General features: G+C 61.8%; 27 protein-coding genes and 1 other RNA gene. 13 read left to right on the top strand and 15 right to left on the bottom strand.

The window, feature by feature from the left end:
- Nucleotides 1–6: 6 nt before the first annotated feature.
- From ubiH to ACXX81_RS23645, 3 genes are read right to left on the bottom strand one after another with little or no spacing between them, the layout of a single operon-like run.
- Nucleotides 7–1,194, bottom strand: a complete 1,188-nt coding sequence (gene ubiH, locus ACXX81_RS23655) for a 2-octaprenyl-6-methoxyphenyl hydroxylase (protein ID WP_458572486.1) — start codon at nt 1,192–1,194, stop codon at nt 7–9.
- Nucleotides 1,191–2,513: a Xaa-Pro aminopeptidase gene (pepP, locus tag ACXX81_RS23650; protein ID WP_209986189.1), complete on the bottom strand. Its 1,323-nt coding sequence runs from the start codon at nt 2,511–2,513 to the stop codon at nt 1,191–1,193. The genes ubiH and pepP overlap by 4 nt, the downstream gene beginning before the upstream one ends.
- Before the next feature lie 19 nt (nt 2,514–2,532).
- Nucleotides 2,533–3,090, bottom strand: a complete 558-nt coding sequence (locus ACXX81_RS23645) for a YecA/YgfB family protein (RefSeq protein WP_057006429.1) — start codon at nt 3,088–3,090, stop codon at nt 2,533–2,535.
- Between the two features lie 138 nt (nt 3,091–3,228).
- Between ACXX81_RS23645 and ACXX81_RS23640 the strand changes: the two genes are divergently transcribed.
- The 4 genes from ACXX81_RS23640 (at nt 3,229) to ACXX81_RS23625 (ending at nt 4,649) form a co-directional block, all read left to right on the top strand.
- Nucleotides 3,229–3,438, top strand: a complete 210-nt coding sequence (locus ACXX81_RS23640; RefSeq protein WP_003177365.1) for a TIGR02449 family protein — start codon at nt 3,229–3,231, stop codon at nt 3,436–3,438.
- Nucleotides 3,435–3,752 carry a cell division protein ZapA gene (locus ACXX81_RS23635; RefSeq protein WP_003234809.1) on the top strand — a complete coding sequence of 106 codons (318 nt, stop codon included), beginning with the start codon at nt 3,435–3,437 and terminating at the stop codon, nt 3,750–3,752. The genes ACXX81_RS23640 and ACXX81_RS23635 overlap by 4 nt, the downstream gene beginning before the upstream one ends.
- A 30-nt stretch (nt 3,753–3,782) precedes the next feature.
- Nucleotides 3,783–3,961: non-coding RNA, 6S RNA (ssrS, locus tag ACXX81_RS23630), on the top strand.
- 58 nt (nt 3,962–4,019) lie between these two features.
- Entirely contained in the window at nt 4,020–4,649 is a 630-nt protein-coding gene (locus tag ACXX81_RS23625; RefSeq protein ID WP_209990563.1) for a 5-formyltetrahydrofolate cyclo-ligase, read from the top strand.
- A 7-nt stretch (nt 4,650–4,656) separates the two neighbouring features.
- On the opposite strand, the gene ACXX81_RS23620 is transcribed toward ACXX81_RS23625, so the two are convergent.
- The gene (locus ACXX81_RS23620) at nt 4,657–4,803 is read right to left on the bottom strand and encodes a hypothetical protein (RefSeq protein ID WP_163001020.1); all 147 of its coding nucleotides are present in this window, start codon (nt 4,801–4,803) and stop codon (nt 4,657–4,659) included.
- A gap of 194 nt (nt 4,804–4,997) precedes the next feature.
- Between ACXX81_RS23620 and ACXX81_RS23615 the strand changes: the two genes are divergently transcribed.
- Together ACXX81_RS23615 and ACXX81_RS23610 are read left to right on the top strand one after the other, a co-directional pair.
- The gene (locus tag ACXX81_RS23615; RefSeq protein WP_231422773.1) at nt 4,998–5,447 is read left to right on the top strand and encodes an EVE domain-containing protein; all 450 of its coding nucleotides are present in this window, start codon (nt 4,998–5,000) and stop codon (nt 5,445–5,447) included.
- 102 nt (nt 5,448–5,549) lie between these two features.
- On the top strand, nt 5,550–7,541 hold the full coding sequence (locus ACXX81_RS23610) for an acyltransferase family protein (RefSeq protein WP_458572485.1): 1,992 nt from the start codon (nt 5,550–5,552) through the stop codon (nt 7,539–7,541).
- On the opposite strand, the gene ACXX81_RS23605 is transcribed toward ACXX81_RS23610, so the two are convergent.
- Nucleotides 7,531–7,938: a flagellar basal body-associated protein FliL gene (locus ACXX81_RS23605; RefSeq protein ID WP_209986201.1), complete on the bottom strand. Its 408-nt coding sequence runs from the start codon at nt 7,936–7,938 to the stop codon at nt 7,531–7,533. The genes ACXX81_RS23610 and ACXX81_RS23605 overlap by 11 nt on opposite strands.
- A gap of 150 nt (nt 7,939–8,088) precedes the next feature.
- Here ACXX81_RS23605 and ACXX81_RS23600 point away from each other — a divergent pair, with 150 nt between their 5' ends.
- Nucleotides 8,089–9,066 (top strand): NADPH:quinone oxidoreductase family protein, encoded by a 978-nt coding sequence (locus tag ACXX81_RS23600; RefSeq protein ID WP_003234819.1) that lies wholly within the window; start codon nt 8,089–8,091, stop codon nt 9,064–9,066.
- Nucleotides 9,067–9,313: 247 nt separating this feature from the next.
- A complete protein-coding gene (gene glpT / locus ACXX81_RS23595) occupies nt 9,314–10,651 on the top strand; it encodes a glycerol-3-phosphate transporter (protein WP_209986205.1) in 1,338 nt (445 codons plus the stop codon).
- Here glpT and ACXX81_RS23590 read toward each other — a convergent pair.
- The gene (locus tag ACXX81_RS23590) at nt 10,648–11,301 is read right to left on the bottom strand and encodes a gamma-glutamylcyclotransferase (RefSeq protein WP_003234823.1); all 654 of its coding nucleotides are present in this window, start codon (nt 11,299–11,301) and stop codon (nt 10,648–10,650) included. The genes glpT and ACXX81_RS23590 overlap by 4 nt on opposite strands.
- 221 nt (nt 11,302–11,522) lie before the next feature.
- Between ACXX81_RS23590 and ACXX81_RS23585 the strand changes: the two genes are divergently transcribed.
- Complete coding sequence (locus ACXX81_RS23585) at nt 11,523–12,005, top strand: sn-glycerol-3-phosphate transporter (RefSeq protein ID WP_209986208.1); 483 nt, start codon at nt 11,523–11,525, stop codon at nt 12,003–12,005.
- 87 nt (nt 12,006–12,092) lie between these two features.
- Here the strand turns inward: ACXX81_RS23585 and ACXX81_RS23580 are convergent, their stop codons facing one another.
- From ACXX81_RS23580 to ACXX81_RS23555, 6 genes are all read right to left on the bottom strand, one after another.
- Nucleotides 12,093–13,064 (bottom strand): CDP-6-deoxy-delta-3,4-glucoseen reductase, encoded by a 972-nt coding sequence (locus tag ACXX81_RS23580; RefSeq protein ID WP_209986211.1) that lies wholly within the window; start codon nt 13,062–13,064, stop codon nt 12,093–12,095.
- Nucleotides 13,064–14,530, bottom strand: coding sequence for a 4-hydroxy-3-polyprenylbenzoate decarboxylase (gene ubiD, locus ACXX81_RS23575; RefSeq protein ID WP_209986213.1), 1,467 nt, complete (start codon nt 14,528–14,530; stop codon nt 13,064–13,066). The genes ACXX81_RS23580 and ubiD overlap by 1 nt, the downstream gene beginning before the upstream one ends.
- A 59-nt stretch (nt 14,531–14,589) precedes the next feature.
- Nucleotides 14,590–16,572, bottom strand: a complete 1,983-nt coding sequence (locus ACXX81_RS23570) for an acyltransferase family protein (RefSeq protein WP_458572484.1) — start codon at nt 16,570–16,572, stop codon at nt 14,590–14,592.
- A gap of 148 nt (nt 16,573–16,720) precedes the next feature.
- Nucleotides 16,721–17,980 carry a transcription termination factor Rho gene (gene rho / locus ACXX81_RS23565; RefSeq protein ID WP_003176825.1) on the bottom strand — a complete coding sequence of 420 codons (1,260 nt, stop codon included), beginning with the start codon at nt 17,978–17,980 and terminating at the stop codon, nt 16,721–16,723.
- Between the two features lie 234 nt (nt 17,981–18,214).
- Nucleotides 18,215–18,544, bottom strand: a complete 330-nt coding sequence (gene trxA, locus ACXX81_RS23560) for a thioredoxin TrxA (RefSeq protein WP_003234832.1) — start codon at nt 18,542–18,544, stop codon at nt 18,215–18,217.
- Between the two features lie 119 nt (nt 18,545–18,663).
- The gene (locus ACXX81_RS23555) at nt 18,664–19,359 is read right to left on the bottom strand and encodes a FadR/GntR family transcriptional regulator (protein ID WP_231422776.1); all 696 of its coding nucleotides are present in this window, start codon (nt 19,357–19,359) and stop codon (nt 18,664–18,666) included.
- Nucleotides 19,360–19,624: 265 nt separating this feature from the next.
- On the opposite strand from ACXX81_RS23555, the gene ACXX81_RS23550 reads away from it, so the two are divergent.
- The 4 genes from ACXX81_RS23550 to ACXX81_RS23535 are packed head-to-tail and all read left to right on the top strand — an operon-like array spanning nt 19,625 to nt 22,467.
- Entirely contained in the window at nt 19,625–20,410 is a 786-nt protein-coding gene (locus ACXX81_RS23550) for a transporter substrate-binding domain-containing protein (protein ID WP_458572483.1), read from the top strand.
- A 17-nt stretch (nt 20,411–20,427) separates the two neighbouring features.
- On the top strand, nt 20,428–21,096 hold the full coding sequence (locus ACXX81_RS23545; protein ID WP_209986224.1) for an amino acid ABC transporter permease: 669 nt from the start codon (nt 20,428–20,430) through the stop codon (nt 21,094–21,096).
- The gene (locus tag ACXX81_RS23540; protein WP_209986227.1) at nt 21,093–21,743 is read left to right on the top strand and encodes an amino acid ABC transporter permease; all 651 of its coding nucleotides are present in this window, start codon (nt 21,093–21,095) and stop codon (nt 21,741–21,743) included. Before ACXX81_RS23545 ends, ACXX81_RS23540 begins: the two co-directional genes overlap by 4 nt.
- Nucleotides 21,730–22,467, top strand: a complete 738-nt coding sequence (locus ACXX81_RS23535; RefSeq protein ID WP_209986230.1) for an amino acid ABC transporter ATP-binding protein — start codon at nt 21,730–21,732, stop codon at nt 22,465–22,467. Before ACXX81_RS23540 ends, ACXX81_RS23535 begins: the two co-directional genes overlap by 14 nt.
- Here ACXX81_RS23535 and ACXX81_RS23530 read toward each other — a convergent pair.
- Genes ACXX81_RS23530 through ACXX81_RS23520 form a run of 3 tightly spaced genes read right to left on the bottom strand, consistent with a single transcriptional unit; the run spans nt 22,439 to nt 26,139 of the window.
- The gene (locus tag ACXX81_RS23530; protein WP_231422780.1) at nt 22,439–22,972 is read right to left on the bottom strand and encodes a DUF1120 domain-containing protein; all 534 of its coding nucleotides are present in this window, start codon (nt 22,970–22,972) and stop codon (nt 22,439–22,441) included. The genes ACXX81_RS23535 and ACXX81_RS23530 overlap by 29 nt on opposite strands.
- Nucleotides 22,962–25,433, bottom strand: a complete 2,472-nt coding sequence (locus ACXX81_RS23525; RefSeq protein ID WP_458572482.1) for a fimbria/pilus outer membrane usher protein — start codon at nt 25,431–25,433, stop codon at nt 22,962–22,964. The genes ACXX81_RS23530 and ACXX81_RS23525 overlap by 11 nt, the downstream gene beginning before the upstream one ends.
- Nucleotides 25,434–25,440: 7 nt before the next feature.
- Nucleotides 25,441–26,139: a fimbria/pilus chaperone family protein gene (locus ACXX81_RS23520; RefSeq protein WP_416195183.1), complete on the bottom strand. Its 699-nt coding sequence runs from the start codon at nt 26,137–26,139 to the stop codon at nt 25,441–25,443.
- Nucleotides 26,140–26,215 lie beyond the last annotated feature (76 nt).

Here is a 26,215-nt window from a genome sequence, read left to right as displayed (position 1 = left end):
ATTCACTCACACATCCGAGCGCGTGCCCAGGCCCATGGCCTGACGGGCGAACCAGCGCTTGGCCGGCGGCAACAGGTCCAGGCCCAGCAGGCCGAGGTTACGGCCCAATGCCACCAACGGCTGGCCGCTGCCAAACAGGCGCGTCACCTGGTCGGAGAAGCCCACGGTCAGTTGCTGATCGCCACGCTGACGGTCGCGATAAGCCTGCAAGGTCGCGAGGTCGCCCGGCACTTGCGGACCTGCCAGCAGGGCTTCGGCCAGGGCATCCGTATCGCGCAGGGACAGGTTGAAGCCCTGCCCGGCAATCGGATGCAGGCTATGGGCCGCATTGCCAAGGATCGCCAGGTGCGAGCGCACTTGTTCTTCAGCCTCCACCAGAGTCAGCGGGTACAAATGACGCGCGCCGACTTGCTTGAACGTGCCCAGGCGGTAGCCGAACACGCTCTGCAGTTCGCTGAGGAAGCTGCGCTCATCGAGGTCGACCAGGCGCTGGGCATCCATGCCGATGCGGGTCCAGATCAGCGCGCAGCGGTTGTCCGGCAGCGGCAGCAAGGCCATCGGGCCGTCATCGGTAAAACGCTCGAAAGCCTCGCCGTTGTGGGCTTCGCTCGGGGTCACATTGGCGATCAGCGCGCTCTGGTTATACGGCCGGGTTTTGACACCGATGCCGAGCTGTTCACGCAAGCTGGAACGGCCACCATCGGCCAGCACCGCAAGGTCGCAAGACAGCACCGTTTCATCGTTGAGGGTCAGGCGATAGCCGTCCGGCAACGGCTCCATACGCGTGACTTCCGCCGGACAGCGCCAGCTCACCACGTCTTTATCAAGGCTCTGCCACAGGCATTGGCCGAGCCAGGCGTTTTCCACCACATAGCCCAGGGCCGGCACGCCTTCCTCCAGAGCGGACAGGCGCGCGGTGGAGAAACGGCCACGGTCAGACACGTGAATCTGCTTGATCGGCTCGGCTCGGCGGGAAATGTCCTGCCAGACGCCCAGCCGCTGATAGATCTGCCGCGCGCCGAATGACAGCGCCGAGGACCTCGCATCGTAGCTTGGCTGGTAGCTGTCGCCCGGGGCGAAGGGTTCGATCAGCATGATCTTCCAGCCCCGCGCCTTGGCGCCGGCCTGCAATGCCAGCGCCAGGCTCGCGCCCACCAGACCGCCGCCGACAATCGCCAGGTTGACCCGGCTCATCGCGCAGCCGCCATCAGCGCTTCGATTTCGGCCACGGTCTTGGGCACGCCGCCGGTCAGGATTTCACAGCCCTTCTTGGTCACCACCACGTCGTCCTCAATGCGCACGCCAATGCCACGCCATTTCTTTGCCACGTTCTGATTATCCGGGGAAATATAGATACCCGGCTCCACGGTCAATACCATGCCCACTTCCAGCACACGCCACTCGCCACCGACCCGGTACTCACCGACATCGTGCACGTCCATGCCCAGCCAGTGGCCGGCGCGGTGCATGTAAAACGCGCGGTAGGCTTCGCTGGCGATCAACTCGTCGACATCGCCCTGCAGCAGCCCGAGGCTCACCAGCCCGGCGGTGATCACGCGCACGGTCGCCTCGTGGGCCTGGTTCCAATGTTTGTTCGGCGCGATCTCGGCAAAGGCGGCTTCCTGGGACGCCAGCACGATCTCATAGATCGCCTTTTGCTCGGCCGAGAACCTGCCGTTGACCGGCCAGGTGCGCGTGATGTCGCTGGCGTAGCAGTCGATCTCGCAACCGGCGTCGATCAGCACCAGATCGCCGTCCTTGAGCAGCGCGTCATTCTGCTGGTAATGCAGGATGCAGCTGTTGCGCCCGGCGGCAACGATGGAGCCATAGGCCGGCATTTTCGCCCCACCCTGGCGAAACACGTAATCCAGCTCGGCTTCGAGGCTGAACTCATGCAGACCGGCGCGACTGGCCTGCATCGCCCGCACATGGGCCGCGCAGGAAATGCGCGCGGCCTCGCGCATCACCCTGAGCTCTGCCGCCGACTTGTACAGACGCATGTCGTGCAACAGATGATCCAGGGCCACGAACTCTTTGGGCGGCTGGGCGCCCAGGTGGGCTTTGGAGCGGATCACGTTGATCCACTCCATCACATGGCGGTCGAACTCGGCATTGCTGCCCATGGCCGAATACACCCGGTCGCGGCCTTCGATCAGGCCGGGCAGGATGTCGTCGATATCGGTGATGGGGAAAGCGTCGTCAGCGCCAAAGTCGCGGATCGCGCCTTCGGTGCCGGCGCGCAGGCCGTCCCACAGTTCGCGCTCGGCGTTGCGCTCGCGGCAGAACAGCACGTACTCGCCGTGCTGGCGACCGGGCATCAGCACGATCACCGCCTGCGGTTCAGGGAAGCCGCTCAGGTACTGGAAATCGCTGTCCTGGCGGTAGACATGCTCGACATCACGATTACGAATGGCCACCGCAGCGGCCGGCAGAATCGCGATGCTGTTGGGTTCCATCTGCGCCATGAGCGCCTTGCGGCGCCGGGTGTATTCCGCTTTGGGGATATGGATCATGGGCAGAGGGGCTTCCTTTTTAGTGCAACGACGGCTTGGGTGCAGCGGGCTCAGCGGACTTTTTGGTCTCGGTGAACAGCAGCAGCGGCGCCACGCGCAGGTATTCCATGACCTCCATGTAATCGCCTTCGCCGTCTTCGGATTCTTCCAGGGCATCTTGCACCTGGGAGATGGCGGCGAGGTCCTGCAGCACTTCCCTGGCGTCGGTGCTCAGCTCCAGGCCGCCTGCGTTCACGCCGAAACCGTGGAGGAAGCCCTGGCACCACTGGCCCAGCGCAGCGGCGCGGTCGGCCAGCGGTGCGTCGTCGGAAGGCAGCAGCAGGACGACGGTGACGTCATCGCCGGTCAGCTCGCCTTTGACCATCTCTTGCAGGCCGATCAACGCGTTGCGTACGTTATCGGTGGGTTCGGTCTCCAGCAGCTCGGCCACATCGGCCAGCCAGTTGTCGGCATCGAAGCCGACACCGGTGCAACTGCGGCCCAACAGCACGCCATGCAGTTCGGCAGGCGAGCAGGGGTGGCCGCTGGTGCTCAGCAGTTTGGAAAAGGCATCGTACGGGGAGTTCTGAATAGGCATGGTGAGCTAGGCGCCAGACGGCGCAATGTCTAGAATGGAGCGCTGTATCCTAGCACCGGCAGACGTACCAAGACTATCGAGGGCGTCAGATCGTTTATCCTGCAGTTGCCATTCATCAGACAAATCCAGTGGAACCCAATGGAAGACACCGACCTGCAAGCGCTGATGGCCAGACTCGAATTGCTAATTGATCGGGTCGAGCAACTTAAGAGTCAAAACGGACTCCTACTAGCTCAGGAAAAAACCTGGCGCGAGGAACGCGCTCACCTCATTGAAAAAAACGAAATCGCCCGGCGTAAGGTCGAATCGATGATTTCGCGCCTGAAGGCCCTGGAGCAAGACTCATGAGTTCAAGCAATAGCGTTACCGTGCAGATCCTCGACAAAGAATATTCGATCATCTGCCCCCAGGAAGAACGCAACAACCTGGTGAGCGCTGCCCGCTACCTGGACGGCAAGATGCGTGAAATCCGCAGCAGCGGCAAAGTGATCGGCGCCGACCGCATCGCCGTGATGGCCGCGCTGAACATCACCCACGACCTGCTGCACAAGCAGGAACGCCCCGATGTGCAGGCCAGCGGCTCGACCCGCGAGCAAGTGCGCGACCTGCTCGACCGCGTCGATCTGGCGCTGTCCAGCGATTCGGACGCAGCCAAGGGCTGATTGCCAAGTCTGTTTAAGGTATACTCGCCCCACTCCCTGGCGTGCTTGCCAGTCGGCGATGTCCCGGAGCCGATTCGCACTACCCTGGAAGTTGCACGTTGGGCTGGTGTGCATGTCCGCTAGACGGAAAGCCTTAAAGCCTACTGCTTCTTCCACCTTGAACTTTCGGGTTCAAGGGCTTAGTCGACAGCGGTTCTGTCGGGGAGCCTGAATTCCCAAACTCAATGCCAGTCTTCGGACTGGCATTGTTTTATGAGCCGAAAACCCATGACCGAACCTGCGCCGCTTTCCCGTCCGCAACTTCGACGCATGTTGCGCAAGGCCCGTCGCGCCCTCACGCCGAGCGAGCAGCGCCAGGCCGCCCTGGGCCTGTATCGGCAACTGGCACAGCACCCGCTGTTTCGCCGGGCCAAACATATTTCCCTGTATCTGCCGACGGACGGTGAAATCGATCCGCGCCTGCTGCTGCGTGCGGCCCAGCGCCGGGGCAAGGCCACCTACCTGCCGGTGCTGAGCGCATGGCCGCGAACCAAGATGGTGTTCCAGCGCGTGCGTCCTGGGGAGGCATTACGGCCCAACCGCTTTCGCATTCTGGAGCCAAGGGTGAATGCCCGCCGCCAGCGCAAGGTGTGGGCGCTGGACCTGGTGCTGCTGCCGCTGGTGGGGTTCGATGATGTTGGCGGACGCCTGGGCATGGGTGGCGGATTCTATGACCGCAGCCTGGCCTACCTCGCCCGCCGCAGGCACTGGCGCAAGCCTACGCTGCTGGGCCTGGCCCATGAATGTCAGAAGGTTGATCGTCTGGCGCAGGCCAGTTGGGATGTGCCGTTGGCAGGCACCGTCACTGACAGGCAATGGTATATCGCAGGAGCGCCACTGGAATCAGCGGCGCCTTGAAGCGGGGTTAACGCTTGTACTGTTGCTGCACGGGAGAGAGCTGAGCCGGCGCATCGGTCTTGTTTGTCCACAAGCTTTGCGCATACCCGGTGGTCACGACGCCCAGACCAAATAAAATCACCAAAATCCATAGTAAATCCGGTTTACGTTGCATCGATTGCCCCCCTTCAGGCATCTCGTACACGATGACAACAACGTTCCAAAGTAGTCCGTTGCAGCTGCGTCAAGCTTAAAAGCCGGCATTCTGCGGTAACGTGAACCAACACGCAAACCTTGGCGCCAACCGACTGTCGGTTTGTCATGGAATTGCCCGACAGCTCGCCCAACGCCTTTTTCAGGAACCCGACAATGGCCTACTGGCTGATGAAATCCGAGCCCGACGAACTCTCCATCGACGGCCTGCAAAAGCTCGGCGAAGCCCGCTGGGACGGAGTGCGTAATTACCAGGCGCGCAACTTTCTGCGCGCCATGGCCGTGGGCGATGAATTCTTTTTTTACCATTCCAGCTGCCCAGAGCCCGGCATTGCCGGCCTCGGCAAAATCATCAAGGCCGCCTACCCGGACCCGACCGCGCTGGAGCCAGAAAGCCACTACTTCGACGCCAAGGCCAGCGCCGATAAAAATCCGTGGAGTGCGATCGATGTGGCGCATGTGCAGACGTTTCCCAAGGTGCTGGGCCTGGGTTACCTGAAACAGCAAGCCGCGCTCGCCGAGTTGCCACTGGTGCAAAAAGGCAGCCGTTTGTCGGTGATGCCGGTCACGGCTGAGCAATGGGCAACCGTGTTGGCGCTGCGCTGAGCGCACGCAACACCTGGACGCATACCTGTCCGAACGGCTAGTCGCGGCGGACCACAGGGTTTGGCAGAATCGTCCACCCCGTTGTCCAGGAAGGAAGATCCCGTGACGCGTTCCACCTGTGCTTACCTACCCGCCATCGACGGCATGCGCGCCATAGCCGTGCTCAGCGTGATCATTTTCCACCTGGATTTTCTCGACCTGCTGCCCGGCGGATTCACCGGCGTCGACCTGTTTTTCGTCATCTCAGGCTATGTGATCAGCCAATCCCTGTGGGAGCGCCGTGACCTGACTCTGGGCGCGTACCTGAAAGACTTCTACCGTCGCCGCCTGCTGCGCATCATGCCGGCGTTGCTGGCGGTACTCTCTGTGAGCTTCATGCTGTCGGCGATGTTCACGCCGCAGTTCTGGCTCAGCGAACTGATCGACCGTACGGGCCTCGCGGCGTTCTTTGGCCTGAGCAACTTCGTGCTGGCCTGGAATACCGACACCTATTTCTCCCCCACTGCCGAACTCAACCCTTACCTGCACACCTGGTCGCTGGGGGTTGAAGAGCAGTTCTACCTGATCTTTCCGGCATTGTTTTTTATCTGGTTACGCTACCGGCAACGCGTTGCGATCGTGTGGGCCGTGCTGCCGTTGATGGCCGCTGCTTCGTTGATCGTCGGGGCCTATCAGGTCAACGCCGCGCCGCTGTCGGCGTTCTACCTGCTGCCCGGGCGCTTTTGGGAACTGGCTTCGGGAGCGCTGCTGTTCCAGCTCATCGGCACGGTGCCGCGCTTCAACCGGTGGGCTCCTGCCATGTTGGCCGCCGGTCTGGGTTTGGTCATCGTCGGTTTGCTGTTCGCCAACCCCGGTCAATTCCCGTTCCCCTGGGCGATGGTCAGCGTGGCGGGCGCGCTCTCGATGCTCGCCGGAATCGTGCTGCAAGCCGATCAACCACCCGGTGCGCTGCAACGCCTGCTGCAAAACCGGGTGGTGACCTACCTCGGCCGACTGTCGTATTCGCTGTACCTGTGGCATTGGCCGGTCGCGGTGTTCCTGCGCTGGACCACCGGGCTCGAGCTGCTTGCGGTGCAACTGCTTTACCCGGTGCTGGTACTCGCCCTCGCGGCAGCGTCCTACCACTGGATCGAGATGCCGATTCGCACCGGCCGCTCCGTGGTGCAACGCCAGGCATGGCCTGCGATTGCCAGTGTTGCGGGCGTCACCGGGCTGCTGTGGCTGGGGGCGCAGTGGGTATCGACGAACGCATCGACCCTGTCACTCAGCCAGACCCGCGACAGTTACACCTGGTATGCCTACAAACATTATCCACAGGAAGACTTTGAAACCCTCGATGACCCGCGTGTGCAGGGACGCCAGCTGTTCGTCATGGGGGACTCGCATACGGCGGCCTACCGCACCTTGTTGAAGTTGATCTCGCTCAAGCTCGGGGTGACGGTGGTGGAATATGAACAAGGGGGTTGCGCTGTCGCCAGCTTGATCGGGCCGGACCCCGTGCGCTGCGCCCCGTCGCGCGAAGCCCAGCTCAAGCAGATCGAGGCCCGCGCCAAGCCGGGTGACGTGGTGTTCCTGGCCTCCCTGCGCATGCCTGAACTCACCGCCCGCCCGTGGCGCGAAGGTGAGTCAGCGATAATCGATGAAGCCTTGAAAGAGCTGACTGACGAGAACATGGAAGCGGCGCGAACCGATGCCGAGCGATTATTGCAACGCCTGCAGGCGGCGCAGCTCAACATCCTGATCGACGCCCCCAAACCTGTGTTCAAGGCCGCGCCCAATCGTTGCGCGGACTGGTTCAATCGCATGAACCCGGTGTGCGAGCCGGGCCTGACAATGGAGCGCAATCAGCTTGAGCGGCTGCGCGCGCCGCAGATGCAATTGCTGCGACAACTGGAGACGCGTTATCCGGCCTTGCATACCTGGGATCCATTGCCGCTGTTATGCCCCGGTGCCACCTGTTCGGCCTACGAGGAAAACGCCAAACCGTTGTTCTTCGACTCCAACCACCTCAGTGGCCATGGCAACCGCGTACTGGAGCCCGCGTTTACCGCAGCCTTGCTGAAGATATGGGAGGTGCCGCCGGTTACTGAATGATCAGGTTGTTGAACAACAGGTCTTCCACCATCGGCTTGCCGGTCTCATCGTTCATGACCTGCTGGGTTTGCTTCAGAGCTTCCTGACGCAGTTTTTCCTTGCCTTCGACGGTGCTCATGGCTTCGTTGGTCTGTTGGGTAAACAGCGCCACCAACTGATTACGGATCAGCGGGTCATTGGCCTTGACCGCCGCAGCCGCTTCGGTACCGGTGACACGCAGGGCAATATCGGCTTTGAACACCTTGAGTTTCGCCGTGCCATCGAGGCCATAGTTGCCCACGAACGGCGGGGTCAGGCTGATATAACTGACCTTCGGCGCCTCACCTTCCTTGGCCTCTTCAGCCTGAGCCGCCATCGGCAAGGTCAGGGCCAGCATCAACAGGATCCACGCTTTCACAATTCATTCCTCACATTTGGTTGCCAAGCAGCATAACGCCAGCGAGGCAGAGCACAAGCTTATGGCGACTCATCAGGCCCGGGCATGCTCGTTGACCCACGGGCGTTCCCTCCTACACTTATCGGCCAAGACGCCAAAAGGAATAGTCCGATGAAAGCTGTGCTGTGCAAAGCCTTCGGCCCCGCCGAAACCCTGGTGCTGGAAGAGATCGAAAGCCCGGCGTTCAAAAAGAACGAAGTGCTGCTGGACGTGCACGCGGCCGGGGTGAATTTCCCGGACACTCTTATTATCGAGGGCAAGTACCAGTTCAAGCCGCCCTTCCCGTTCTCACCGGGCGGCGAAGCGGCCGGGGTGGTCAGCGCAGTCGGCGAAAAAGTCAGCCACCTGAAAGTCGGCGACCGCGTGATGGCTCTGACGGGCTGGGGCAGCTTTGCCGAACAGGTCGCCGTTCCCGGCTACAACGTACTGCCGATCCCGCCGAGCATGGACTTCAACATCGCCGCCGCCTTCAGCATGACTTACGGCACCTCGATGCACGCGCTCAAGCAACGGGCCAACCTGCAACCCGGCGAGACTCTGCTGGTACTCGGCGCTTCCGGGGGCGTGGGCCTGGCCGCCGTGGAAATCGGCAAGGCCATGGGCGCGCGGGTGATCGCCGCCGCCAGCAGCGCCGACAAACTCGCCGTGGCCAAGGCGGCCGGCGCCGATGAACTGATCAACTACAGCGACGCCAGCCTCAAGGACGAGGTCAAGCGCCTGACCGACGGCAATGGCGCCGATGTGATCTACGACCCAGTGGGTGGCGACCTGTTTGACCAGGCCATCCGCGCCATTGCCTGGAACGGCCGCTTGCTGGTGGTCGGTTTTGCCAGCGGACGCATTCCCGAACTGCCGGTGAATCTGGCACTGCTCAAGGGGGCGGCGGTGGTCGGCGTGTTCTGGGGCTCTTTCGCGCAGCGTCAGCCGCAGGACAATGCGGCGAACTTTCAGCAGTTGTTCACCTGGTATGGCGAAGGCCGGTTAAAACCGCTGGTGTCGAAAATGTATCCGCTGGATCAGGCGGCCCAGGCGATCAACGACCTGGGGCAGCGCAAGGCTGTCGGCAAAGTGGTCGTCCAAACTCGCTGAATGCAGTGAAATGCAATCACTGCGGGAAGGGGCTCGCTCCCGATTGCTGACCCACCGCTATCGGGAGCAAGCCCCCCCGCCCACATCTGCAGCGCTGATGTGCCCTGGCGCGCAATCACGACTCGCACTTATCCATTTACGACGTGTTCGGATTTCTTGTGTTTGCCCATGAGAGGCGGTGCTATTTTCGGTAACGAAACTGTAACATTCGCATCCGCAGTCAAAACAAGAAATCTGGAGCTCTTGAATGTTTGCTTTCTTTCGTCCTGCCGCGCACCAGGCGCCCCTGCCTGAAGAAAAGATCGACAGTACCTATCGACGACTGCGCTGGCAGATCTTCGCCGGTATTTTCATCGGTTACGCCGGTTACTACCTGCTGCGCAAAAACTTCTCCCTGGCCATGCCCTACCTGATCGACGAGGGTTATACCCGTGGTCAACTGGGCCTGGCGATGTCGGCGATCGCGATTGCCTACGGCCTGTCCAAGTTCCTCATGGGCCTGGTGTCCGACCGCTCCAACCCGCGCTACTTCCTGCCCTTCGGCCTGCTGGTGTCGGCGGGTGTGATGTTCATTTTCGGTTTCGCACCTTGGGCAACGTCCAGCGTGACCATGATGTTCATCCTGCTGTTCATCAATGGCTGGGCCCAGGGCATGGGCTGGCCGCCAAGCGGGCGGACCATGGTGCACTGGTGGTCGCAGAAAGAGCGCGGCGGCGTGGTGTCGGTGTGGAACGTGGCGCACAACGTCGGTGGCGGCCTGATCGGTCCGCTGTTCCTGCTGGGCATGGCCTGGTTCAACGACTGGCATGCAGCCTTCTACGTGCCGGCGACCGTGGCGTTGCTGGTGGCGGCGTTTGCCTTTATCACCATGCGTGACACGCCGCAATCGGTGGGCCTGCCGCCCATCGAGCAATACAAGAACGATTACCCGGAAGGCTACGATGCCAGCCACGAAGAAGAATTCAGCGCCAAGGAAATCTTCGTCAAGTATGTGCTGCGCAACAAAATGCTGTGGTACATCGCGCTTGCCAACGTCTTCGTTTACCTGCTGCGCTACGGCGTGCTGGATTGGGCACCAACGTACCTCAAGGAAGCCAAACACTTTACCGTCGACAAGTCATCGTGGGCCTACTTCTTCTACGAGTGGGCAGGTATTCCGGGCACGCTGCTGTGCGGCTGGATGTCGGACAAGATCTTCCGCGGCAACCGTGGCCTGACCGGCATTGTGTTCATGGCCCTGGTGACCGTGGCGACTCTGGTGTACTGGCTCAACCCACCGGGCAACCCGACTGTCGATATGATCGCCCTGGTGTCGATCGGCTTCCTGATCTACGGCCCGGTGATGCTGATCGGCCTGCAGGCGCTGGAACTGGCGCCGAAAAAGGCCGCCGGCACCGCTGCAGGCTTCACCGGTCTGTTCGGTTACCTGGGTGGTTCGGTGGCCGCAAGTGCCGCCATGGGCTACACCGTGGACCATTTCGGCTGGGACGGTGGCTTTGTGTTGCTGATCGGCGCGTGCCTGCTGGCGATTGCGTTCCTGATCCCGACCCTGTGGCACACCAACAGTGTCAGCTCGGCGCGTTAATCCGCCGCGCAATCCTTGATACAACGCTTGAGCCGCGCCTCCAGGTTTTTATCTGGCATGGCGTGGCTGCGCAGGGCGTTGACGGTCTGCTCGACATAATCGCGAGTGGTGCCGTAACGCCCGCAAGCGCTCTGCAGTACGTGATTGAGCACGATATCGGGCAAGTTGCCGGCATAGCTGGGCAAGTGTCGCTCCAAGACAAATCCCAGCGCCTGAACCTGACTGCCATCTTCCAGACGGCAGCTGAGCCAGTGCGGTTTATAGGAGGGGTAAGGCATCTCGCGCTGCCACAAGGCGTAAAGCGACGCCTCCAGTTGATCTTCCGGCAAGCGATAGGCGAACCCGCTGCACGAGCCGCCGCGATCAAGCCCGAATACCAGCCCCGGCAACTCCGGCGTACCCCGGTGCTCGTGGGACCACAGGTACAGCCCGCGATGATAGCCATGCACCCGTGCCCGCACGCGTTCGGTCGACGAACATTCAGGGCGCCAGATTAACGAACCGTAAGCAAACAGCCACACCGGCCCACCCTTGTGCCGCGCCATGGTGGCCTGCATCGAGCTCATCAATTGTTCGTGAGTGAGTTGCGGCCCCAGATCGAGTCGCGGAGGGTAAGCCAATTGCAGAAGATCGGTTTCTATGGCGGTCATGGCGAAAAGCGGTGCGCCTCCTGTGTATTACCAGTTGTGAGGGACTTTACCGCAATAGAACGCAGCGCTGTAAGCGCATGGCCCACCTTTGGTCAGGATTGAGCCCGGCACTTCCGCTACTTTCAGCCCCGGTTCAGCCTTGTAACGCGTCCCGGCGCCAAAATGGCGCACACGTTACGGCCCGTTGTCCGCTCCTCACACTGACTACCGAGGTCGCCTCCATGAAAAAGATCCGACTGCCAGGCCTGCTGTTTCTGGCCCAAGCCACCACCGCTTTCGCTGCAGAAGTGCCACCGGCCGAAGACGACAAAGGCTTCTGGTATGCGCAGACCAGCGTGTATACCCGGCACTTTTCGCCCGACCCTGACCACAACAACAAACAGAATCTGATCGGCCTGGAACGCAATGAGGCCTCAGGTTTTGTGTATGGCGGGGCGACGTTTCGCAACTCGTTCGGCCAGCGTTCGTACTACGCCTACGCAGGCCAGCGCTATGACATGGCGAATTACCCCGTCTACCTGAAGATCACGGGCGGGGCGATCCAGGGCTATCGCGGTAAATACCGCGACAAGATCCCACTGAACCGGCTTGGCGTGGCGCCGGTGGTTATCCCGTCGGTGGGCACGTATTACGGGCCGGTGGCGGCGGAGGTGGTGTTGCTCGGCTTCAATGCAGTGATGCTGACCACGGGCGTGCGATTCTAGGTCCGAGACCCGGCTCACCGCCGTGCATAGGGGTTTTGAGGCGAGCGGCACGCGGTGCGTCTCGAACATTGTCCACGCTGCCAAGCCTCAGGGGCGTGGGGCGTAGGCGAACACGTCGGCGCGCATCTGGTGGGCGTCCATGCCTGCTTCGACCAGCGCATCAAGGGTGCCGTAGATCATGGCGGGTGAACCGCTGGCGTAGACGTGCACCGCCGTAAGGTCGGTGATGTCTTCGCACACGGCTTCATGCAGCAATCCGCAGCGCCCTTCCCAGCCGCACAGGTCGCTGACCACCTTGTGCAGAAACAGGTTGGGCAATTGCAGCCACTGGTCCCAGTGTTCGATTTCGTAGAAGTCTTCCGGGCGCCGCACGCCCCAGTACAGGTGCACCGGGTGTTTGAAGCCCGACGCGCGGCAGTGCTCGATCAGGCTGTTCATCTGTGCCATACCGGTGCCGGCGGCGATCAGCACCAGCGGACCGTCCGGCAGCTCGGCCAGGTGCGTATCGCCAAACGGCAATTCGACGCGGGCCATCCGGTCTCGCTGCAATTGTTCGAGCAAGTCGCGGGCGCTGTCCTCGCGCACCAGCACATGCAGTTCCAGCTCGCGCCCGGAATGGGGCGCCGACGCCAGGGAAAACGCCGACTTTTTCTCGCCATTGTCCCGCTCGATCATCAGGTACTGCCCGGCGTGGTAACGCACCGCCTTGCCGGCCGGTGCAAGCAGGCGCACGCGCCATACATCGCCACCGACCTCGACGCATTCACTCAATTGGCACGCCAATTTGCGCAACGGCAACTCTCCCGGCGCCAGCACGCCATCCCACAACACAATGCAATCTTCCAGCGGCTCGGCGATGCAGGTGTAGAACTCACCATGGTCGAGCACCTCGCCATTTTGTTGCACGCGCCCTTCCACCAGCAGCGCCACGCACACATGGCACACGCCATTGCGACACGCCTGGGGGCATTCGTAGCCCAGGCGGCGTGCGCCTTCGAGGATTCGCTCGCCGGGGACAAGCTCCAATACAGCGCCGGAAGGTTGCAGGGTTACACGCATCAATCTATTCCCAATTCTTTCCAGATCGCATCGACACGTGCCGTGACAGCTTCATCCTTGACGATCACCCTGCCCCACTCGCGGGTGGTTTCGCCCGGCCATTTGTGCGTGGCATCCAGGCCCATTTTCGAACCCAGGCCCGACACCGGCGAGGCGAAGTCAAGGTAGTCGATCGGCGTGTTATCGATCATCACCGTGTCGCGCTTGGGGTCCATGCGCGTGGTGATGGCCCAGATCACGTCATTCCAGTCGCGGGCATTGATGTCGTCGTCGGTGACGATAACGAACTTGGTGTACATGAACTGTCGCAAAAACGACCACACACCCAGCATTACCCGCTTGGCATGGCCCGGGTACGACTTCTTCATGGTCACGATGGCCATCCGGTACGAACAGCCTTCGGGCGGCAGATAGAAGTCGGTGATTTCCGGGAACTGCTTTTGCAGAATCGGCACGAACACTTCGTTGAGCGCCACGCCGAGAATGGCGGGCTCATCGGGCGGCCGGCCGGTGTAGGTGCTGTGATAGATCGGCTTGATGCGATGGGTGATGCGCTCCACGGTAAACACCGGGAAGCTGTCGACTTCGTTGTAGTAGCCGGTGTGGTCGCCGTAGGGGCCTTCATCGGCCATTTCGCCCGGATGAATCACGCCTTCAAGGATGATTTCGGCAGTGGCCGGCACTTGCAGGTCGTTGCCACGGCATTTCACCAGCTCGGTGCGGTTACCCCGCAACAGGCCGGCGAACGCGTATTCGGAGAGGCTGTCGGGCACCGGGGTCACGGCACCCAGGATCGTGGCGGGGTCGGCACCCAGCGCCACGGAGACCGGGAACGGCTGCCCGGGATGCTTTTCGCACCACTCGCGGAAATCCAGGGCGCCGCCACGGTGGCTCAGCCAGCGCATGATCACCTTGTTGCGGCCGATCACTTGCTGACGGTAAATGCCGAGGTTCTGGCGATCCTTGTTCGGGCCTTTGGTGACGGTCAGCCCCCAGGTGATCAGCGGGCCGACGTCACCGGGCCAGCAGGTCTGCACAGGGAGCATGGCCAGGTCCACGTCATCGCCTTCGATGACCACTTCCTGGCACACCGCGTCCTTGACCACCTTGGGCGCCATGGCAATGATCTTGCGAAAGATCGGCAGCTTCGACCAGGCATCCTTCAAACCCTTGGGCGGCTCGGGCTCCTTGAGGAAGGCCAACAGCTTGCCGATCTCGCGCAGCTCGCTGACGGACTCGGCGCCCATGCCAAAGGCCACGCGCTCGGGTGTGCCGAACAGGTTGCCGAGCACCGGGATATCAAAGCCGGTCGGGTTCTCGAACAGCAGCGCCGGGCCCTTGCTGCGCAAGGTGCGGTCGCAAATCTCAGTCATTTCCAGCACCGGGGAAATCGGCATCTGGATGCGTTTCAACTCTCCGCGCTGCTCAAGTTGCTGCACGAAATCCCGAAGATCCTTGAATTTCATTAACCCTGCCACCCGTAAAATAGGCTTACATCCTACCTGCTCTGAGGACGGCTGGCAGCTTAATTGGCCGTCAGCCCCCGTGATTGGAGCGAACTGAACAAGGGCTCCAGGAACGCCTCGATGTGCCGCGCGCCCACGTCGGACAGGTGATTATCGTCGGTGTACAGCGCGCGCCCATTGAGTTCTACCCGGCACAGGCCATCGGCGCCACACAGCTGTGGCGCCGGGTCCAGCACCCTTACACCGCTGTCGGCGGCGGCCAATTCGTCGAACAGGTTGGCGATGAATGCCTCGCGCGCCAGGTGCTTGGCGATCGGCAGTCCTTCACGGTCCACCGGCCGGTGCATCATGGCCAGGCGGCTGAGGCGATACGGCACGATGATTTCCTGCAGCGGCACCTCCTTGACCAGCCACACACGGTGCCCCGCCGCACGCAGGCCCTTGATGCGCGCGCGCATGCCGTCGGCGAAGCGTTGTTCAGCTACCGCGCGTACGTACTGGCCGGTGCTCGGGTCTTTGAGCGCATGCTCCTTGTCACCGGACATCTGCCCATACAGATACAGGCTCCAGCGTGCCGCCAGCACCACATCGCTGATCGGCCGTTCGCTCATGGCTTTCTCGACGCGTCGATTGAAATGCGCGCAGCGGGCAATGTTTTCCAGGCCATCCAGCGGCACACAACCGGCGAAACTGGCCTCCATCAAGCTGATGTCGTGCTTCTTCGCGCCGATTTCGAGCGCCGGGATCAACGCAGTGGCATGGCTGTCGCCCCACACCAACGCAGACACCGCCGGATTTTTCGGACCGAAGTGACAGAACAGGCGCTCATCGGGCGTGTCCTTGTCTGCCATGCAGGCCATCAACTCGGGGCTCCACTTCTTCGCCTGGGCATACCGCAGCGCCTGCTCGGACAAGCGCGACGGCACCCCATCGGCCTTGCGCAGCGCCACGCCCGTGAGGCCGATGGACAGGATGCCAACCGCTGCCGCAACGAGAATCGCCTTGCGTGTTGCCAGCAGACGCTTCTCCCTGAAGGGGGTTTCCACAAAGCGCCAGGACAGATAGCCCAACACCAGGCTCAGCAGCATCAGAGCGCCCAGTTCCGTGGCGCTCAAGCCATCGACCGCCGCGTAGTTGGCGTACACGAATACCGGCCAGTGCCAGAGGTACCAGGAGTACGAGATAAGCCCCAGGCCCACCATCACCTTCGAGCTCAGCAGGCGGCCCACCCAGGTGTATTGCTGCCCGTTGGCCCAGATCAGTCCGACCACGCCGAGCACCGGCAGCAGAGCGGCGGCGCCGGGGAAGGCTGTCTGTGAATCGAAGCCGAATACGGCAATCAGGATCAACCCCATCGCCCCCAGGCTGACCCACTGGGCCAGGGCCGGTGAGGCGCGCCACTCACGTGCGGGCAGCACCGCCAGCATGGCGCCGGCGAGCAATTCCCAGGCGCGCAAATGCAACAGGAAGAAGGCTTTTTGCGGTTCATGCTCCACCGCCCAGACGCTCATGCCGAACGACACCAGCAGCACGCCGAACAGGGCCAGGCGCCAGTGCTTCAAGCGGCTTGAAAGCAGGGTCAGTAGCAAGGGAAAGAGGATATAGAACTGTTCTTCGACCGCCAGCGACCAGGTGTGCAGCAGCGGCTTGATGTCGGACGCCGCCTCGAAATAGCCGTGCTGGCGCGCAAACAGCAGGTTGGAGGTGAAGATCACCTGATAGTGCGCCGCCCGCCCCAGCTCCTCATAGTCTTTGGGCGCCAGCAGGAACCAGCCCGCCACCAGCGTCGCCACGATCATCACGAACAGCGCCGGCAGAATGCGCCGGGCACGCCGCGCCCAGAACTCCACAAAACTGAAGCGCCCGGCCTGGCGTTCGCGCCAGATGATCGAGGTGATCAGGAAACCCGAAATCACGAAGAACACATCAACGCCAACAAAGCCGCCGGTGACGCCCGGCACGCCAAAGTGAAACAACACAACAGCCAGAACCGCGATAGCACGCAGGCCATCAATGTCTCTTCGGTAAGCAAGAACAGTCATAAATCAATGTCAGCCAGATACGAATGGGGATGAGCGTAGACGCACTCGTGTTTTTTTGTGTCTCAACTGACACGTATGCCGCGAACCGCTCATTTGTGACACAAAAAAATGGCGCCCCAAAGGGCGCCATTCTCACGGACCTGAAGTGTTATTTACGCTTCATCGACAAGAAAAACTCGTCGTTGGTCTTGGTGGTTTTCAGCTTGTCGATCAAAAACTCGATGGCAGCGACTTCATCCATCGGGTGCAGCAGCTTGCGCAGGATCCACATGCGCTGCAGTTCGTCGTCAGCCGTCAGCAACTCTTCGCGGCGGGTGCCGGAACGGTTGATGTTGATGGCCGGGAACACGCGTTTTTCAGCGATGCGACGGTCCAGGGGCAGTTCCATGTTGCCGGTACCCTTGAACTCTTCGTAGATCACTTCATCCATCTTCGAGCCGGTTTCAACCAGCGCGGTGGCGATGATGGTCAGCGAGCCGCCTTCTTCGATGTTGCGCGCGGCGCCGAAGAAACGTTTCGGTTTCTCCAGAGCGTGGGCGTCGACACCACCGGTGAGTACCTTGCCGGAGCTCGGTATCACGGTGTTGTAGGCACGCGCCAGACGGGTGATGGAGTCGAGCAGGATCACCACGTCCTTCTTGTGCTCGACCAGGCGCTTGGCCTTTTCGATCACCATTTCGGCAACCTGCACGTGGCGGGTTGGCGGCTCGTCGAACGTCGAGGCAACCACTTCGCCGCGCACGGTGCGCTGCATTTCGGTCACTTCTTCCGGACGCTCATCGATCAGCAATACGATCAGGTGAACTTCAGGATTGTTACGCGCGATGTTTGCGGCAATGTTCTGCAGCATGATCGTTTTACCGGCTTTCGGCGGGGCGACGATCAGGCCGCGCTGGCCCTTGCCGATGGGCGCACACAGGTCGATCACGCGACCGGTCAAGTCTTCGGTGGAACCGTTGCCGGCTTCCATCTTCATGCGCACGGTCGGGAACAGCGGGGTCAGGTTCTCGAAGAGAATCTTGTTTTTCGCGTTCTCGGGACGATCGAAGTTGATCGTGTCGACCTTGAGCAGGGCGAAATAACGCTCGCCTTCCTTCGGAGGGCGGATCTTGCCGACGATGGTGTCACCGGTGCGCAAGTTGAAGCGACGGATCTGGCTCGGCGAGACGTAGATATCGTCCGGGCCGGCGAGATAGGAAGCGTCTGCAGAGCGGAGGAAGCCGAAGCCGTCCTGGAGAATCTCCAGCACGCCATCACCGGAGATTTCCTCGCCGCTTTTTGCGTGCTTTTTGAGCAGGGAGAAAATCACGTCCTGCTTGCGCGAACGGGCCATATTTTCTATGCCCATTTCTTCGGCCAGTTGGAGCAGGTCGGTAATCGGCTTTTGCTTGAGTTCAGTCAGATTCATATAGGAATGACGTAATCATTTATGGAGGGGGGAAATTAAGCTTTTGGCTTAATGAGGCCGCGCCGCAGAGAAGGCGACAGGATCGCGTACTAATCGAAAAGGAATGCGTCGGCGACGGCTTGCAGGGGGCAGTGGAGAAACCAGTGCGGGGCCGAATGTACCACCTGAATTTCGGAGCGTCCAGCCCTGTTTCACGAAAAAGCCCCGCGATTTGCGGGGCTTTTTTGACGACGCTTAGATGTTGGCGTCGAGGAAAGCTTGCAGTTGGGACTTCGACAGCGCGCCAACCTTGGTGGCCTCAACGTTGCCGTTCTTGAACAGCATCAACGTAGGGATACCACGCACGCCATGCTTGGCCGGGGTTTCCTGGTTCTCGTCGATGTTCAGCTTGGCAATGGTCAGCTTGCCTGCATACGTGGTTGCAATGTCGTCCAGGACCGGGGCGATCATTTTGCAAGGACCGCACCACTCTGCCCAGTAATCAACCAGTACAGGGCCGGTAGCCTTGAGTACATCAGCTTCGAAGCTAGCGTCGCTAACGTGTTTGATAAGATCGCTGCTCATGGAAGTCTCCAGGTTGTAAGCAAAAAAACGTCGCCCATCATAGCCGCCCTTCCCCCGTTCAGGAAGTCGCCTCTGATTGAGTGTTGCTATGGCGGCGCATGAGTTTGGGTATGAGCCACTCAGGGCGACACGGGGGTCACGAAGGCAATCCCGGTGCGCAACGCTGCATTGCGTACGTGTTCCTGCATGGCTTTCTGCGCCGCCGCGCTCGCGCGCCGGGCCAGGGCGCGCAGGATCCTGCGGTGTTCCTGCCAGGTCTCCATCGCCCTCTCCGGCCGGATGAACGGTAGCTTCTGGCTTTCCAGGAACACCTCGGCGCTGGCACTGAGGATGCTCACCATCGCCTGGTTACCGCTGGCGAGCAGGATGCGTTGGTGAAAGTCGAAGTCCAGCCGCGCCGCCGCTTCGAAATCGCCGGCCCTGAGCACCTTGCGCATCGCCTCGACATTGTCTTCCAGGCCATCGAGTTCATCGAGGGTCAACGTCATCGCCGCCAAACCGGCGGCGAACCCTTCAAGGGCATAGCGCAATTGAAAGATATCCAGCGGCGTGGCCTGCGCTGCAAACGGCCAGGCGAACCCGGGCGACTCCTGCGCCGCCTGCACGAACACGCCTTTGCCCGGCTGCACACTGACCACGCCCAAGGCACTCAGGGACGACAACGCCTCGCGCAACGACGCGCGGCTCACCCCCAACTGCAGCGCCAGGTCACGCTGGGACGGCAGTGCATCGCCCGCGCAGAAGCCTTGCTCCTTGATCAGTTTGCGGATGGCCTGCAAGGCCGCTTCCGGTACGGCTTGGGCGATGGAATGCATAAAAAACTCAAGGTTCCAGTCAACTGAGCGGCTAGTTGTAAAGCTATTCCGGGCCGTCGGCAAGCCACGCCCCAAAGGGGCTCGTGCGGTTTTGGCGACGCTCGAAAAAGGTGCGAAAAGCCCGCGAACTGTTCAGACCAGTAAGACCACCGGAACTCAGCAAATTCCGGCCCCGCAGACGATTCAGGGAAGGCTGGCATGGGCTGTGCAATCACGCACAGCAGTCAAATTCAGAAAATCCCTTCGCCCTTCCCGGAGAGTTGCCATGACCAAGCGCTACAGCGCCCTGCTCACTGCCCTGTTTGCCAGCCTGATGCTGAGCCAGGCGCCCGCCCAGGCCAACGGTCTGGACGATATCGTCGCCCGTGGCACCCTGAAGGTCGCCGTGCCCCAGGACTTCCCGCCGTTCGGTTCGGTCGGCCCCGACATGAAGCCGCGCGGCCTGGACATCGACACTGCCAAGCTGCTGGCCGACCAGCTCAAGGTCAAACTGGAACTGACGCCGGTCAATAGCACCAACCGCATCCCGTTCCTCACCACCGGCAAGGTCGACCTGGTGATCTCCAGCCTGGGCAAGAACCCCGAGCGCGAGAAGGTCATCGACTTCTCCCGGGCCTACGCGCCGTTCTACCTGGCCGTATTCGGCCCGCCTGACGCCGCCGTCAGCACCACCGACGACCTCAAGGGCAAGACCATCAGCGTCACCCGCGGCGCCATCGAAGACATCGAGCTGAGCGCCGTGGCGCCCAAGGAAGCGACCATCAAGCGCTTCGAAGACAACAACTCGACCATCGCTGCCTACCTCGCCGGCCAGGTCGACCTGATCGCCAGCGGCAACGTGGTGATGGTGGCAATCAGCGAGCGCAACCCCAAACGCGTGCCGGCGCTGAAAGTGAAACTAAAGGATTCGCCGGTGTACGTGGGCGTGAACAAGAACGAGCCGGCACTGCTGGAGAAGGTCAACCAGATCCTGGCGGCGGCCAAGGCCGATGGCAGCCTGGAAAAGAACGCACTGCAGTGGCTTAAAGAGCCATTGCCTGCCGACCTCTGATACCACGGAGCTGAGTTATGGCGTATCAATTTGACTTCGTGCCGGTGCTGGCCAACACCGACCTGCTGTTACGCGGCGCGCTGTTCACCCTTGAGCTGACGGCCATCGGCGCGATCCTGGGGGTGGCCCTGGGCATCGTCGGGGCGGTGGTGCGCGCATGGAAGATCCAGCCATTCGCCTGGTGCTTCGGCGTCTATGTCGAGTTGATCCGCAACACGCCGTTTCTGGTGCAGTTGTTCTTCATCTTCTTCGGCTTGCCGTCCCTGGGGCTGAAAATCACCGAATGGCAGGCCGCCGTGCTGGCGATGGTGATCAACCTTGGGGCCTATTCCACCGAGATCATCCGCGCCGGCATCCAGGCTATCCCGCGTGGGCAACTGGAAGCCGCGGCGGCGCTGGCGATGACGCGCGTCGAAGCGTTCCGCCACGTGGTGCTGCTGCCTGCGCTGGGCAAGGTGTGGCCGGCATTGAGCAGCCAGATCATCATCGTGATGCTCGGTTCGGCGGTGTGTTCGCAGATCGCCACCGAAGAACTCAGCTTTGCCGCCAACTTCATCCAGTCGCGCAATTTCCGTGCGTTTGAAACCTATGCCCTGACCACCCTGGTGTACCTGTGCATGGCGCTGATGATTCGTCAGTTGCTCAACTGGATCGGGCGCCGCTTTGTGATGAGGAACGCCCAATGAGTGATTTTTCGTTCTGGGACATCGTGCGCAACCTGCTCACCGGCCTGCAATGGACGCTGTTGCTGTCGCTGGTGGCCTTCGTCGGCGGCGGCGTGATAGGCCTGCTGGTGATGACGATGCGCATCAGCCGCAAGGCCTTTGCGCGCAATGTGGCGCGCGGCTATATCGAACTGTTCCAGGGCACGCCGCTGCTGATGCAGCTGTTCCTGGTGTTTTTCGGTGTGGCCCTGCTCGGCGTGGATATCTCGCCCTGGCTCGCCGCCGCGATTGCCTTGACCCTGTTTACCAGCGCCTACCTGGCCGAAATCTGGCGCGGCTGCGTCGATTCCATCGCCAATGGGCAGTGGGAAGCCTCGGCCAGCCTGGCGCTCAACCCGCTTGAGCAACTGCGCTACGTGATCCTGCCCCAGGCGCTGCGCATTGCCGTGGCACCCACCGTGGGTTTCTCGGTGCAGGTGGTCAAAGGCACCGCCGTGACCTCGATCATCGGTTTCACCGAACTGACCAAGACCGGCGGCATGCTCGCCAACGCCACCTTCGAACCCTTCATGGTCTACGGCCTGGTGGCCCTTGGTTACTTTCTGCTCTGCTACCCCTTGTCCCTCAGTGCGCGCTACCTGGAAAGGAGACTGCATGCCTCTGCTTAGAATTTCCGCCCTGCATAAGTATTACGGCGATCACCACGTCCTCAAGGGCATCGACCTGACCGTTGAAGAAGGCCAGGTGGTGGCGATCATCGGCCGCAGTGGCTCGGGTAAATCCACCCTGCTGCGCACCCTCAACGGCCTCGAATCGATCAACGACGGCGTGATCGAAGTCGATGGCGAATACATCGATGCGGCACGCGCCGACCTGCGCAGCTTGCGGCAGAAAGTCGGCATGGTGTTCCAGCAGTTCAACCTGTTCCCGCACCTTACCGTTGGCGAAAACGTGATGCTCGCGCCCCAGGTGGTGCAGAAAGTGCCCAAGGCCAAAGCCGCGCAGCTCGCCAGGCAGATGCTGGAGCGCGTGGGGCTCGGGGAAAAGTTCGACGCTTTCCCCGATCGCCTGTCCGGCGGCCAGCAGCAGCGCGTCGCCATTGCCCGCGCGCTGGCCATGTCGCCCAAGGTGCTGCTGTGCGACGAAATCACCTCGGCGCTGGACCCGGAACTGGTCAACGAAGTGCTCAGCGTGGTGCGTCAACTGGCCAGGGACGGCATGACGCTGATCATGGTCACCCACGAAATGCGCTTCGCCCGCGAGGTCGGCGACAAGCTGGTGTTCATGCACCAGGGCAAGGTGCATGAAGTGGGTGATCCGAAGGTGTTGTTCGCCAACCCGCAAACGGCGGAACTGGCCAACTTCATTGGTTCGGTGGAGCAGCCGGGCTGACCAGTTCGAAACTGCCCTGCCCTTGCAGCAATGTCCGGTAGCGCACCTGCAAGGCGTCGGCGGGCAGTTCGGCGTCGATCTCGACCTGAGCCGTCAATCGTCGACCTGTGGCCTGCGCCAGCAAGGTCTTGCCAGGCAGCAAGCGGCCATCGTCGGGTTCGCCTGACGACTGCGCTGCACGCCATTGCACAGGCCGCCCATCCACCTGCGCATGTTTGAGACTCAGGCGAAAACGCCCCTCGCGCCCAAAGCGATAGCCCTGCCCGTCAGCCGCCGCGCCATTGAAGCGCACACCGATGGCCGCGGGCGCAAGACACAGGATGTTCAAGTGCAGCGTGCGCGTTCCGAGGGCGACGGTGGCGCGGTCATCGAGGCTTTCGCGGTGAACCACGCCGTACTCGACCTGGGGCTGGCTGAGGGACAGTCGGCAGTTGTCGGCCCGCGCGGCATGGCTCATCACGCCGCCCCAGAGCATCAGGCACAGGGCCATGGGTTTAAAGCGCATGACACACCGCCGTCGTGGTTTCATATAGTTTCTCGTCGTCAGGCTTGCTGTCGGTTTCAAGGCGCAGCACGCAGGTGGAGGCATTCGGCAGCGTCACGCGCAGGCTTTGCGGCCCCTGAACGTCGCTCAGGTAGATCATGCCGTCGCCGACCACGCTGGTCAGGAAGCGATTGTCCTTGCCGAATACCGGCGATCCTTGAGTCAACGGCTTGCCCTGGTTGTCCTGCGCCTGGACCAGCACACGGCGCACCTTGACAACCTCGAAATCCACCGTACTGACGGAGCCACGCCCGGCGGTGAGGACCTGGGTGCCGTTTTTGAGGTCGACGCGTTTGGGCAGCGAGCGGGTCTGCACTTCGACACGGCTGTGGGTGTAAGCGGGCAATCCGGCAATCACCGCCTGCCCGGTAAAGTCGGTCCATACCGGCCCCTGGGGGGTATCGACCCTGGCCGAGCCAATGTCGCCCACCGACACGATGCCGAAGGTGTCCTGTACGGTATACGGCGAAAACGTCACGCCGCGCTTGTGGGCCACCACGCCTCCGCGCAGCTGCCCCGAGTAGGTGGCGCCCTGTGGGTCGCGGCTGACGCCCAGGCCGGCCTGGGTATAGCGCGGCAACATGTTCAACTGGCCGCGAACCGATTGCTCGCGCGCCGAAACATCGCGCTCAACCGCCACCTCGTAGTTCACCGATTCGATGACCCGTTCACTGAGGGCCGTGCCTGCATTGAGCTGTTGCCCGCGACGGCTGACGTAGCTGCTCAAGCGGCGGTCATCGCCCAACGGCACGCTGACCTGCAAGCGCACCGAAAGGTCGTTGTCCAGCCCCCGATCCCGGCGGTTCTCCAGCGCCGCCGTATGCTCACGTGCCTGCCTGCCGCCCACTCGGGAGTCGGCGATCAGGGTCACGTCGGCGCCGCTGAACGTTTTGTTCCACGACGCAAATACGTGCTCGAGCGATTGCCCGTCAAATTGTGCGCTGCGGCTGTATCCCACGCTGAAACCACCCAGTGCCGGATCAACCCAGGTCATGCCCGCCGTGTACTGGTTTTTGAAGCGAGAATCCAGGGTATCCAGCCGTGAGGATCGTCCGGCTTCAAGAACCTCGCGATAACCAAGGCTTTGAGTGGTGGCGCTGAGGGTGACGTCAAGGTCGGCATACACCGGACTGCTCAACGACAAGGTGCTGCGCGCTCCGGACACCGCGTCGCGTGTGTCGCGGGACAGGTTATGCCGGGTGCTCACGGAAACTTTCTGGAAGAACACGCTACCCAGGCTCGCCCCGACGGCGCCGTAATCCTCGCTGCCCAACACACCCAGGCCCGCCGATGTGGAGCCGCCCAGGCCCCAGGTGCCGCTGCCCATGACAACCGAAGGCGTCTGGTTTTCGCCGGGTGCCGATTCACGCACCTTGCCCACCGACAGGTAGTAACCCGGCGCCGCCTGCGCAGCCCCCTGGAACGAGGCCGCCGGCACGACAAAACTGCGCCTGGCCCCGCGCACATCAATGACGCTCACCTCCAGGTCGCTGGTGCCGTTGAGCAACGGCAAACCGGTCAGCCGGAAAGGCCCCTCGGGCACCAGTGTGGTGTGGATCAACACCCCGGATTGGCGCACCTCGATTCGCGACTGACTTTGGGCCAGCCCCTCAACCACCGCATTATTGCTGCCCGCTGGCGTGCGTGACTGACCGTCGGGCGCCAACTGGAAACCGGAAAACTGAACACCGCCAAACACTGGACTGTTGCTGGACAACTGCCCCGCCTGAAACGTGGAATGCAGCGCTGCTATATCTCGCTGGGCGTAGGCGTACAGATGCTCGGTGCGCGCCTTGCCATCGTCGGACACATAGAACTGGCGACTGCGCACGATCCAGTCGCCCAGGTTGAAACCGGCCTCGGTATAGGCCGACACATACCGGCTGGACCCACTGCGCGAGCGGCTGTCAAAGCCCAGCACGTCATAATTGAACAACGCCGCCGCACCGCCGCTGGAAAAACCCGTGGCCTCCCATTCAGGCGCACGCAGTGACTGGGTCGGCACGACCAGCGTGACTTCGTCCGAGCCGGGGCGCAATCGCACCATGGTCGCTGGGAAGGCGCCCAGGAAGTCATGGCAGGCCTGGTCCGGCGTCGCACCTTCGCGCAGCACCCCGGCGGGCTTTACCAGCCCGGCCTTGGCCAGAAGCCCTGGGGTAAAGCACAGCTGGCCGCTGGAATCGAATTGCGCATCCACCAACCCCAACGGGTTGCCGTTGACGCGCAAGCCCACCACCTGAGAGCCCTCGCGAAAACGCGCGGCATTGCGAAAATAGTCGGAGACCCTGGGGTCGATGCCATGGGCGTTCAGGGCCACGAGATCAAAGCCTTCTCCCACCTCCAGCGCCGATGCGAAGCCGGGCAGGCCGCACAGCGTCGCCAGTCCAACAAGTATCGTGGGTTGGCGTTTGGGTCTGCTCATACGCCGATCAACCCCCGCTGGCATTGATCGTGGTCCGGTAGTTATCCACCGAGAAGCCATAGACCGTTGCCGGTTGAATCTCGACGGTGGACACGCCGGCCATACCGCCTTCGACCGTGGCGCGCAGGGTCTCCCCCGGCAGAATGTAAGTGCGCGGTAACGTCGCCACGCCCGTTTTGGGAAGCAGACGCACTTCGGGTGCCAGGCGCACCACGTAGGCGCTGTCGTTTTGCACCGACAGATGTTCGCCAACCCGCGTCCACTTGAGTAACTCCCATGGCGATTCATGCCGAGGCAAACCCTTGGGGTGCAGGATCAGTGGCAGGTTCTGGCGCAACGTGATGCCAATGGTCGCGCCGCCCGCCGCGCGCGCCTGGGGAATGCCCTCGAATGACACGCGCTTGAGCCGCTGGGTCTTGAGCGGCGTTTTCAGGGTGCTGATGAACCGCACCAATTGAATATCGCCCGCCTCCACCCGCGTGACAGGCGGCGTGACAATGACCAACGGCTCGTGATCCTCGGGCACGTTCTCCACCACCGAATGAAGAAGCGCCGGTCCGTCATCGGTGTTGATGATATTGATCGTGGCTTCGCCGTCTTCCTCATACAGCATGACCAACGTGCTTTCAGGTCGCATGCCACCCGCCACTGCGACCGTCGACAAACAGATACATACACTTGCACTCCAAAGAAGTGCCTTGCTTATTATTGAAAGACCACGCACGTGAGTTCCCCATGACTTGCAAAGCCACTGCCGATAATTAAGCACCCATATAAAAACA

The organism is Pseudomonas sp. GNP013 (genome assembly GCF_054343995.1).
Note: the sequence above shows the minus strand (reverse complement) of the source record. Positions and strands in the feature narration are given on the sequence as shown.